This window comes from Paenibacillus sp. J22P59 (assembly GCF_059383895.1).
In genome coordinates, this window is the sequence record NZ_JBXENX010000007.1 from 248,576 (window position 1) to 260,961 (window position 12,386).

The following is a 12,386-nucleotide window of genomic DNA, read 5'->3' on the forward strand; positions in this document are numbered from 1 at the left end:
ATTTACAATAGTGTGTGGCACACAGTATAATATGAGCAGGAGTTGATTACATGAAAGAGATTGACGAGGTCATCAACAGCCTGATGCAGGAGCTCAGGCGCGGAACCATTATCATTGGCGTGTTAAGCCAGCTATCGGAGCCACAATATGGCTATTCCCTTGTAACCGTATTGGAGGAGAAAGGAATTGCTATTGATCCTGGCACCTTGTACCCGTTGCTGCGCAGGCTTGAGAAGCAAGAGCTATTAGAAAGCCAATGGGATACGAATGATACTCGTCCGCGCAAATATTATTTGCTCAGTCCATTTGGCAAGAAAGTGTATGAGCAGTTATGTGTGGAGTGGAGAAAGATGATTGCTAGCGTAGAGGGCTTGATTGAATCTGAAGGAGGCGGCAGTAATGGAGCTGGTCAATAGGTATATTTATGCGGTAACTCATAAATTACCACTGAAGCAACGGGAGGATATTGAGAAGGAACTGCGGAGTTTAATTGAAGACATGGTTGAAGAACGCATGGAGGGCGGACAGCCTGCTGTATCAGCGGTAGAAGGAGTGCTCCAAGAGCTCGGAGATCCGAATAGGCTTGCTGCAAAGTATCAAGGGAATCAGCGATATCTGATCGGCCCGGCTTTATTTAGCTCTTACATCTCGGTGATGAAGATCGTGTTCGTCTCCATTCTGATCGGTATGTCTGTCTTATTCATAATAGACTTTATTCTGGAACCAGCCATGACCGTACACTTCTCAGAGTTCTTCTCTTCTTTGTTCCTAACGATTGTCCAAGGGTTTGCATGGGTGACCGTCGTGTTCGCTTTTATCGAATATGGCAGCCAGCATACGGTTAAGAAAGGCCAGCTTACTAGCAAAAACGATTGGAAGCCATCTCAGTTATCCCCCATTCCAATCCCGCAAGCACAGATCAAGCCGAGCGGTCCAATTGCCGGCATTATATTCGCCATTTTGTTTCTCGTCCTGTTCACCTTCTCCAATCATCTGATTGGCGCTATCTTTATAAACAACGGGCAAAAGGTCGTTCCCTTCTTTAATCTCGACGTACTGCACAGCTATCTTCCACTTATCTGGGCTTGGGCTGCACTTGGAATACTCGGGAATTGCCTGAAGATTATTACAAAAAAATGGACGACAATGATCATTGCCTACCAATTTTTCTTCATTATTGCATCTTTTGTGTTCTCCTTCATCCTCGTTACGAATGCCGGGCTTTGGAATCCGCAATTTCTGAACGAATTGGTCGCCACAGGTATTTTCACCGCTGGAAGCGAAGCTTATGATACCGTATCCGCAATCTGGGACCGTTCAACTGAAAATTTCATCACTTTAGCAGCTCTCATCGCTATTATCGAGCTCATCGTCTTAAGCTGGAAAGCTTATCGCTTGAAGAATGTTGACTAATCTATAGGAATGAAGAATGAATGACAAGCCCAGCCCTTCAATAAAAGCTCGGCTTGTCATTTTTCTTATTGCATGGTCATAATAACTGGACATAAATAGTATTTACATTTATTTCACAGCATGATAAGCTTATTTCGATAATAATCGAAATTATCAACACAGAGAGGACTTACCGACATGGATGCAATCAACACGGACATGAATCAAGCCGTTAAGGTTCATAGAGCACTAGGCGAGCATACTCGCTACAAAATCATCCAGATACTTACGAAGGAAAGTAATCTGTGTCCGGCAGAGCTTGAAACTCGCTTAGAATCTGTAGCTCTATCGACCTTATCCCATCATCTTAAGCAATTAGCTGAATGTGGTCTTCTAGACTCTCAGAAAAAGGGAACCTACATCTACTACAGTTTAAACTTGACTGCTGTTAAAAAATTTGCGCCTTATTTGATTGATTAATTTTTTGTTTATTATTTCGATTAATCTAGAAATATCGAAACAATACATATTGTCCTTGTTTGCATGCATTCCTTTCTCTGTTAATATTTCGATATTTCTAGAAACATAAAATAAAAAGAAAAGAGGTTCATCGTAATGACGAACACATGGAAAATTTATATTCTTGCCCTCATCAGCTTTTTGGTTGGAACATCTGAATATATTATTGCAGGAATTCTCGATAAAATAGCAGACAGCATGGATATCACATTAGTTGCAGCTGGACAGCTTATTACCGTCTTCTCCCTCGTATATGCGCTTGGCACGCCTATTCTCATGGCATTAACGTCTCGATGGGAACGCAAGAGACTACTGCTCTATTCACTGGGATTATTTGTTCTTGCGAATGGGCTGGCTCTTATTCTGCCAGGATTCGGATTATTCATTGGAGCACGGGTTCTGATGGCACTTGGGGCCGGAGTAGTCGTAGTGACTGCTTTGACGGTTGCAGCTAAGATCGCTCCCGCAGGCAAGCAGGCCAGTGCAATTGCAACGGTTGTTATGGGTTTTACAGCCTCGCTGATCGTCGGTGTTCCGCTGGGAAGAATGATTGCTGCCATCTACGATTGGAAGGCCGTCTTCGGGGGAATTGGCGCACTAGGATTATTGGCTATCCTCATTATTGCTGTCGCAATTCCAAAAACTGACGGTGACAAGCCTACTCCTTTACGAGAACAGTTGTCCCTTCTCAAAAAACCTAAAATCTTGATTGCCTTATCCATAAGCTTCTTTTGGTTAGCCGGCTACTCCATTGCTTTTACCTACATCTCCCCTTATCTCTTATCAGTCACTGGAATGAGTGAGCGAGCACTCAGCGCGGCATTGCTCGCATTCGGTATTGCAAGCTTGGCCGGCTCGAAGCTTGCTGGATATAGTGCAGATAAATGGGGCGTTTTCCCTACCCTGCTGTCGGGCATGATGCTGCATGTCCTATCACTTGTCTTATTGTCACTTGCTGCTCATTCTCCAATCGTCGTATTTCCTTTGCTTATTCTATGGTCATTCGCTGCATGGTCATCTGGCCCGACTCAACAATATAATTTGGTGACAATGGCGCCCGAATCAGCTGGCATTATGCTTAGTCTTAATAGCTCCGTCATGCAGCTTGCTATGGCAGCTGGCGCAGGAATCGGAGGAGTTATCGTAAATGTAATATCGCTATCCTCCATTACCTGGATCGGAGCAATCGGCGTAATCATTGCCATTCTACTCGTAATCTTATCCTTGCAATGGTCTCGTGCAAGCTCAACACATCTAGAAGTATCGACCTCCGATAAGTAACAGCTGCAAGCCTACTATTATGCAATGCGAACAGGCATCTTTGCGAACAAAGATGCCTGTGTGTCATTGACTCTGGCTTATCAGCTCCAAAGCTGCTTGGACAAGTTCTGTTTTTGCGGGAGTAAATCCTTTCAATTCATAAAATTGACATGAACCCCCTATCATTTATACCTTAACCGCCATGATGCGAATTCTCGTGTAATCCGCATGCCATACCCCATCGTTATAAAGCTTAGGCTGTGCTTGCTCCATCACCTGTCTATATGCTTCCAAACGCTCTGCTTCCGACAGCCCTCTGAAAAAGTCATCTGCAAAGCTATTCAACCAATGAACTAGACCCCATTCGCCATCTTCAAGTCGTGTAAGCCTATCAAAGTGGATGGCATACGTTACACGGAACCCATGCTCCTCAAGCAAGGAGCTATATTCAGCGATACTGGGGAAAAACCAAGGATTCCTGCTCGCAGCATCTATTCCATAATGATCCGCAAGCGTCGCGGTAATGCTCGCTACAATATGTTCCACATTGCCCCTGCCTCCGAACTCTGCTACGAAGCGTCCACCCGTGCGTAAAGACAGCTGCACAGCTTCGATTACTTTCCCAGCATTTTTCATCCAGTGCAGAGCAGCGTTGGAGAAAACCGCATCAAACTGTTCGTCTGTTCGGAAGGATTCACCATCTTCGACTAGGAAGGGGATATACGGATATTTTAATCTAGCTTTATCAATCATGCTGGCTGCCAGATCCGTACCTGTCACCAATGCTCCGGACTTCGCTATTTCATTAGCGAGATCTCCTGTTCCACAGCCCAAATCAAGTATCCTCTCGCCATGTTGGGGGTTAAGCAGCTCAATGACTCCCTTACCAAACTCGGATACAAAGCCTAATTGATGGTCATATAATTCTGCATTCCATACATTCATTGAACCCATAACTGATCTTCCTTCCTTCAATGGAATTGTGCTTAGATCCATTATGTTCCAAAAAACTTCATAACTGAAATATATAAAGTTTATATACGTTATAGTTTTTACCTATAAAATTTGTAATGAGACCGTAAATTTGAAAAAAGGAAGTGCAAGCGCCGGCCTTATCTGACCGACGCTTGCACTCCGCTCATTTCTTAATGGCTTTCATCTCAGTTCTTTCAGGCACACAGAGCCCTAAAACTTAACTAGAAAAAACACCAGCTCCATAAGGAGCGATCCCAATAAGCTCAATCCTTTAAATATTTTTCAATTCCAATAATCTTATAATAACCGTTATCGCTTCTGCTCGCGTTGTCATTGCGTTGGGAACGAATTTGTTGCCCCCGCGGCCTTGCATGATGCCATTGCCGGTCACCACCGCAACCGCGTCCCTCGCCCACGCAGGAATATTATCGTTGTCAGCGAAGGTCAATTCCTTATTGGTTTCTGCGCTCCATCCATTAACTGCGCGCATAGCCGATTCCAATAAAGCGCTCATCTCGACACGGCTGATTGTGGCGCGCGGTCTGAACGTGCCATCCGCGTATCCCTTTACGATTCCTGCCTCAACGGCAAGCGAAATCGATCCCTTCGCCCAATCGCCAATCTCTACCTTATCCTTGAATAGAAGCCCTGTCTCATCGCCCGTCAGCTTCAACGAACGAACCAGCATGACGACAAACTCTTCCCGGGTAATCGAAGCCTCTGGACGGAAAGTGCCATCGAGATATCCGCTGACAATGCCTTGAGCGACCGCTTGCTTAATTGCTTTTTCCGCCCAATGCCCTTGAACGTCCGTAAACGCAACATGTGGTGCAGGGCCGTCTTCATTCAATCCGAATACGGCGAACTTGGTAAAATGATTAACTTCTACTGTAACTTTATCACCGGATACCGTGCCACCAATCGGAATCCAAACCTTGCTTGCTTCATCATAATAAGCAATGTACGGCAACAGTTTATCCGTCACCTTGCTCGAATCGAACTTGATGGTTATCGTAACCGGCTTCATGAAATTTTCAGAGAAGTTTTTAACAATCTCAAAAACCGGACTGAGCAACAGATCTTTACCCGTGATCAATTTGGATGGGTCGAGTATCTTTTCAATCTGTAGCCGCAGCTCCTCATTGATGGCTCCCGCAGGAACGTACACCTTCACTTCATCCTGAAGATTAGCTGTACCCGTTCCGCTAACCGGAAGGGTGAGTGTGCCATCTTTTTTATCGGGCTCTGGACTTGGTCCAGGCTGGCTTGGCGGTACATATCCGGCTACGGTCACCGTCACCGTATACGTTTGCGTCGTTCCGTCCTGCGCCGTTACCGTATATAACACCGGCGAAGTGAAATCATTTGCCATCATTCCGCTCACCTGCTCTACCCCATTCACTTGCACGGATACCCCCGTACTGATGAATGAGGCAATCAGCTTACTTGCATCTGTGCCGTAAGGAACGACAAGTTGAATGCCTGTTTCGTTAATCGTTCCGGTCACTGCAGGCGACAAGCCCATAAAGGAGAATCCAAGGATTTCCTTCTCGCTGCTTGTGAAAATGGTCACCGTCACCGTATACGTTTGCGTCGTTCCGTCCTGCGCCGTTACCGTATATAACACCGGCGAAGTAAAATCGTTTGCTGTCATCCCACTCACTTGTTCAGTTCCGTTAACCTGTACCGAAGCTCCCGTGGCAGCGAATGTTGCGATCAGCTCACTTGCATCTGTACCGTGCGGAACGACAAGATTAATTTCTGTTCCACTAATCGTTCCTGCCACCGCAGGCGACAGGCCCATAAAGCCAAATTCCGTGATTTCCTTCTTGCTGCTAATAGCTATCGTTACCGTCACCGTATACGTTTGTGTGGTTCCGTCCTGCGCCGTTACCGTATACAGTACCGGCGAAGTGAAATCGTTTGCTGTCATCCCACTCACTTGTTCAGTTCCGTTAACCTGTACCGAAGCTCCCGTGGCGGCGAATGTGGCGATCAGCTCACTTGCAACCGTTCCATGAGGAACGGTTAGGTCGATGTTGGTTCCATTAATCGTTCCAGTCACCGCAGGCGACAGGCCCATGAAGCTGAACGCAACAATTTCCTTAGAGCTGCTTGTCACTATTATCACCGTCACAGTATACGTTTGTGTGGTTCCATCCTGCGCCGTTACCGTATACAGCACTGGCGAGGTAAAATCATTCGCCGTTGTACCGCTTACTTGCTCGATTCCATTGATTTGCACGGAAGCTCCCGTACTCGTAAATGTTGCAATCAACGCACTTGCATCTGTGCTCTCAGGAACAATAAGATCAATGTTAGTTCCGTTAATTGCCCCGGTCACCACAGGCGACAAATCCATGAAGCTGAATGCTGTTATTTCTTTAGCAACATACCCTTTTTCTACGAGTCTGCTTTGCGCATCCGTTAAAGCTGCCAAGGCTGTATCGACTTCCGATTGGGTTGCAAACGGCTTGTTGTTTATGACTTTAGCTTTCGCTACAGCTTGAACGAATAGGTTCCAGCTCTGGGCGGTATAATCCGCTTCTGCTTTCTGCTCTGCATCCGAGATCGCTGCTGCCAAAGCGGTTTTGTCCGCCTCTACAGGCAGCAGGTCTTTGTTCGTTGATATATTCATTTCATAGATAACGGGCTGCACATTACCCCAGGTCAACTTAATTTCAAAAATATGTGCATACACCCGGTTGTAAATGGTATTCAAGCTTTTATCCAAAATTCCGAGATCGACCCATTGGTCTGGACCAATCCTTGCGCTTACGACAGCGTTAGAAATGGCATTTGAACCTTGAACAATGGTGATTACCGCTACATCTGTTTTTTCTGACAAACGATAAGTCAAAGAGCCATCGGTACGATTCGTCATATTCGGTTTAAATCCAGTTGTAAGATTGCCATCCATCAAACGCCCTGGGCCAAATCCTTCTTCTTCAATGGGATCGGCAACAAAGCTAGGATTGTTCTCTGTTTTGACATATTCGCCGCCGTTAATGACGAACTCGTTAATATGAGCAAATCGGGTTAAATAATTTGCTGTGTAGACAATTCGAATATATTTGGCTTCAATCCCACCTATATTGTCATTGCCATAATAATAATTACCTGGGTTGGCTGAATCATGCGTATAGCCGTCCGCAATCATATCGGCGTAATCTTGCTTGCCGCCCGCAAGATTATCTACGCCATCGCCCAAAGTAATGACATCTGTCCAAGTGTGGTTGTCCAGCGACAATTGGACCTTGGCGTCCCGAATATAGTTAATATTATTTTCTTCATTATATACACGCAAACTATTAAAAACTCTTGGCTCGCCCACTGAATAAGTGATGTACTGCCCTCTTCTCTGAAAATCAGCAAAGACAGCTTTCGTATTGAAGTTTTTATCAAACGGAGCTAGCAGCGTGCCTGCGTTTCTTGAATCGCTAGCTGCGTAGGCACCAGAGATTCCCATGTCCGACCCGACAAAGCTTGGTCCGTAAATCTCCTTCGATAGAACAGTAAACTCATTCAGGTCGAAGGTTATGACATCATTCGTGTCGTTCAGCAGCCTTACGAATCGAGCTAGGGTGCCGTCCGTAGGAGTTGTCCATTCGACCTCATTCGCAGAAGCCTGCAGCGTTAATTTATCGCTTGTTGCATCTACCTGCACACGCGCAAGCTCTTTGATTCGCTCTAATTTTACACCCACGTATTCTTGCGGATTCAGTGTAATATTTGTTGTTGCAGCTAAGCTTGTATTTTCTAATGTGTGCTGAGATGCAATTTTTTTATAGTTATTGTTATTTGAATAGGTATAATCGGAAGAAGCCAATTTGGCGGCATCGACCCGAATTTCACTAAACTTGATCCATGCGCTAACATTTTTCAGGTTGGTCAAGCGGACATATCGGGCTTTAATTCCGGTTAGATCCTCTTCAACCTTATCCATGCCTGAAGACTTGCCTGTATATTTTTTGTACAAGGTGTAGTTCACATTATCAGACGAATACTCCAATTGATACTCCGTCCACTTGTCTCCGTTATCTCTGCCGACAGCGAAATAGACCTTCCCTAGATTCGTATCCTTTTGCAAATCTACGCCAATATAATCTCCTACAACAGACGTATCTTTAACCGTGCCTGAAGGATTATACCAGATAAAAGTCGTATCATTGCCATCGAATAGATTGGCTTCGCTTCCTTGGTACACTTTAAAATGCCCCGGTACCATTAACTTGTATTGTGGCGCTCCCGTCTCTGCCTTGATCTCGTTAATCACAATATCTTTAATGCCAAACCAAGTATTCGTACGATCACTAGTCGCAATCAAACGAATCCCTCTTGCTTTCAAGTTCAAGTTTTCTAAAAGCACTTTATTGATATGTCCATATTGGGCCCCGGCAATATCTATCCAGTTTTCTCCGTCAACGGTGTATTGCGCTTTGCTTGCACCAAAAGTATCGGTATTATTGCTGCCTTGGCCTAATTCAAAGCGCACCGTATTAAACGTTAAAGCTTTTTCGTATACGACTCCAATGAATGTCCCTGTCGTAATCGTATTCGGATTCTTAAAAATAACTTCCGTACTCAAATTGTTATCCAATAAATTGTCCAGGCTGCCAGCAGGCGTATCTGTCCGATTCGTAATGACTTTAGCAAAGTTGCTATCGGGGTTCACGCTCGATTGAACCTTAATTGAAACATCATTTAGTAGAACCTTAATAAATGGAACGATATGTTGAACCCCGACTTCAGCATATTCATAGTGATCGATATATCGGAATGGATGCTTCAGTGAAGCATCAAACGAAGCTTGGCCTTCACTATAGTTTTCCCATACAGCAGGGCTGTCTCCAGTTTCATGCGCAATCTCGGCTTTCAATAAGAAAATCGCTGCATTCGCAGTATCTACAGCGCTATCCAGCCAGTAGACAATCTGGTCTCTTGTTCTTGGATTGCCAGGGCTCTTCTTGTAAGTTAATGCCGCATCCCGGATGACTTCAAACTCTGCAATTAAAGCTTGCGCTTGATCAGCAATTTTCGCTTTGCCCAAAGCTCCTGTAAGCGCATTCAACTTTGGAGCGAGCTCAACCGATTCTTCCAATTTGGCCACACGACCGTCCATATTCTGATTGATCATGTGCTTGGACAACTCTCTAAGCGCGTTTGAAGCCGGCGTTTCATTAATGTTCAAATGATCCATATAGGCAAATGAATCCGTCCAGTTTTGCCTTGCCTGATCTACATTGTCCCAAATATTCCATGCATAATCGGCATTCGCAAAAATAGCGGATTTGCTTGCTTCCGATTGCTGCATAGGATTCAACACAATTCCTTCAATGTTGGCAGGGTTAACATTAGGCTGTAAAAATGTTTCATTGCCGCCCATGAGTAAATGTTTTTTGGAGTTGTCCGTGCAAGGCCAGTTAATCCATAAGTAAGGCCCTCTTCCGGCATTGGCAGTAAATTGCTGCGTGAAATTGTTGGAAACCTCGCCCCACACCTTACCGCCGGTTTGAACATTGCTGACAGACTTCGGCAATTGTTTTAACGTCTGGATTTGGGCGCTATCTCCCCAGCCCATATAATCATTCGGACAGAAAATCATGTCTGTCACTAAATCCTTATAGGTTTTTTGCTGCTCAATTAGCCAATCGGTTAAATCCGTCATCAAGGTCACGTAGGTTTGAGCCCCTTGCGGCGGAACTCCCGCGTCATCAGCCAGAATACCAAACTTTCTAACGCCGGCATCCATCAATTGCGTGAACTTCGCTTTAATGACGTTCAAATCAGCTTCATAATTGTCAACTGTATTAAAGCGAATCGCATTATTCATAAAGGGATGAAGGGTGTATACAAATCTCGTTTTGCTGGCATTGCCGGCTTCAGCAAGCTTGGTGATTTTCGCAAGCTCTTCACCCGTATATAATTCTCTCCATTTGCTATTATGCTTAGGATCATCCTTAGGCGCATAAATATAAGAATTCATCTTGAACTCTCCGCCAAATTTCATCAGTTCAACACGATCCTCATTGGACCAAGGCTCTCCATAATACCCCTCAATGAAGCCTCGGCCCTTTACATCCGCGTAGTCCTTAATGGTCAATGCATGAATGGTTCGCTCCTGCAGCTGCTTGAAGATATGCTTGATCGTGGTTACCCCATAAAACGCAGAATCAACATCTTTTCCCAAAACAGCAATGACATTATTACCGATGGATATGATGTTGGCATCCAGCTTATCTAACAGCGCGGCATCTATTAATTGCTGGTCTTCAAAGTACTGGTCTACATATTCGTTCGATTGATAAATACCGACTAAAAAATTGGTTGCACCTGACACGATGGCGTTGGACTCTGTAAATTGAATATTTTTATCCGCCAATATTTCTTCTACTCTTTTTTTCGTATAAGCATCTACCTGCGATTCGTATACGATATTGATCGTATCACTTACTTCGAACTGACCGCCCTGATAGTGAATGTCGTGAGGATTTGGATAGATGGTGTAAGGCTCTACTGCAGCAGCCGCAGCAATTGGACTGATTATTCCAGCTACGCTGCTAAAGAGCATTGCAAAAATGACAACCAGATTGAGTGCAAACTTTTTATTCATAGAGATCCCCCTGTACTTAGTAATGGATTGCTTTTACTTCTCATTCGCTGTCATTTTAGCCCTCGATGATGATCAACGCCTTCATTCTCCCTTCCGGCCGCACTTGTATCCGCTTACATTTCTGAGCAGATAACGGCGTCTTTCCTCATATTTCGCCCCTTTTCCCTACAGGTGCAGCTCATAAACGTGTATCTGCCTGATACCTGCATAACACAAAAAAGGCATCAGTTAAGAAGAAATAATTCTTCATAACTAATGCCCTTGCGGTAACACGTTATGATAATATGAATTTTATAGCTATGATACACGCAGTACCTATAAGACGTCAACAATATTTTCATTAATTTTGGAAATTTTAACTTTTTAGCTCTTTGTTTTTATATATAATACTAAAATGATAACGCATTTGATATTCATTAATTTGTGTTATATTCGCTAATTTCAAAAAGTCTAAATCATAGAAGTGGGATTGCTGCTGCTCTTCAATCTATGAGCAGTTGCTGTTTTTCTAAGGATCGGAGCAGGAGGTCTTCTCCCTTATTCTGTACCGCCTTATTCCCCTGTTGAGAAGCTTGGCATATACCAGCTCGGTATATGGGTTTGAAAACCATTATACCAATGCAGCACCTGTCCAGCTCGCTCCAACATAATATTGACCTGATCCTGCCCGAATGGAATAGCCCAGTGAATTGTGGATAACTGATTACTCGCTATATAGAGCGCCATGACTCTAAGAAACTCATCAGGCACATCGTTATTGAAATAACCATGAATACGGCCCGAAGCAAACACTCCGCTCTGCCATGCACACCATGTAATACGATTAAATTCCTCCCAAGGGTCTCCATAATCCAATCTATTGAAATCTATGATCCCTAATTCATGCGAGCTCGTAACGATCATATTGCCCACATGATAATCGCCATGCTGTAAAGTACAGATGCGCTTATCCAATAGATAACGATTCCGCTCCACAAAGTTGATGATCTGATCTGATCCATGCAGAGGTATCCCGCTTGCCTTATAATTGGCCATATATTTATCAATTTTGAGATTATAATAGTCAGCCCATGACCCCTGATTGCTCGGAGCAGGAATGTCATGAATCGACCTTAAGATTTGTCCTGCTTCAACCCCCAGCCGGTACTGCTCCTCCGTACTTAGTGAAGTGATAACCTCATTCGCATCCTCGCCTTCAATCCATGTCCACAAAGAATAGACAGACTTGCCGCTATTGCTTATTCCGAATGCAATCGGCCTAGCAATTAGAATAGGGCTATTATCAAGCTGGGCTGCCGCTTCAAACTCCCATTTCTTCTTATCATACTGGGAGATATCTGATAATCTAAGCAGCCACTCTCTGCCGTCTTCTGCCTGGATATAATATTTCTTATCCCTTGACCATCCTTTGTTGATTTCCTTCACTATTTTCCAAGTGCCGCTATTAGGTATGTCATTAAAAAAATCATTCACATTATGTCCCTCCCTTGCGTCCCTCTACATCTATTTTCGAATGACTTATCCAAATTTTACTATCCCGCTTACCATATGGCGAATTTCGGTAATCTTATAACCCGTATTCGTTTAAGCACAAATCAACAGCCCTTGACAGAATGTCAAAGGCTGG

7 protein-coding genes are annotated in these 12,386 nt (G+C 44.2%); 4 read left to right on the forward strand and 3 right to left on the reverse strand.

Annotated features, from left to right (window positions below):
- Positions 1–50 precede the first annotated feature (50 nt).
- From AC50YO_RS14465 to AC50YO_RS14480, 4 genes are all read left to right on the forward strand, one after another.
- On the forward strand, positions 51–416 hold the full coding sequence (locus AC50YO_RS14465; RefSeq protein WP_494847976.1) for a PadR family transcriptional regulator: 366 nt from the start codon (positions 51–53) through the stop codon (positions 414–416).
- The gene (locus tag AC50YO_RS14470; protein ID WP_494847978.1) at positions 400–1,413 is read left to right on the forward strand and encodes a permease prefix domain 1-containing protein; all 1,014 of its coding nucleotides are present in this window, start codon (positions 400–402) and stop codon (positions 1,411–1,413) included. Before AC50YO_RS14465 ends, AC50YO_RS14470 begins: the two co-directional genes overlap by 17 nt.
- A gap of 177 nt (positions 1,414–1,590) precedes the next feature.
- Positions 1,591–1,872: an ArsR/SmtB family transcription factor gene (locus tag AC50YO_RS14475; RefSeq protein WP_494847980.1), complete on the forward strand. Its 282-nt coding sequence runs from the start codon at positions 1,591–1,593 to the stop codon at positions 1,870–1,872.
- Positions 1,873–2,007: 135 nt separating this feature from the next.
- A complete protein-coding gene (locus AC50YO_RS14480) occupies positions 2,008–3,192 on the forward strand; it encodes an MFS transporter (RefSeq protein WP_494847982.1) in 1,185 nt (394 codons plus the stop codon).
- Between the two features lie 165 nt (positions 3,193–3,357).
- Here the strand turns inward: AC50YO_RS14480 and AC50YO_RS14485 are convergent, their stop codons facing one another.
- From AC50YO_RS14485 to AC50YO_RS14495, 3 genes are all read right to left on the reverse strand, one after another.
- Entirely contained in the window at positions 3,358–4,125 is a 768-nt protein-coding gene (locus tag AC50YO_RS14485; protein WP_494847984.1) for a class I SAM-dependent methyltransferase, read from the reverse strand.
- A gap of 292 nt (positions 4,126–4,417) precedes the next feature.
- Complete coding sequence (locus AC50YO_RS14490) at positions 4,418–10,759, reverse strand: beta-N-acetylglucosaminidase domain-containing protein (RefSeq protein ID WP_494847986.1); 6,342 nt, start codon at positions 10,757–10,759, stop codon at positions 4,418–4,420.
- 552 nt (positions 10,760–11,311) lie between these two features.
- Positions 11,312–12,232: an aminoglycoside phosphotransferase family protein gene (locus tag AC50YO_RS14495; RefSeq protein ID WP_494847988.1), complete on the reverse strand. Its 921-nt coding sequence runs from the start codon at positions 12,230–12,232 to the stop codon at positions 11,312–11,314.
- Positions 12,233–12,386: the final 154 nt, after the last annotated feature.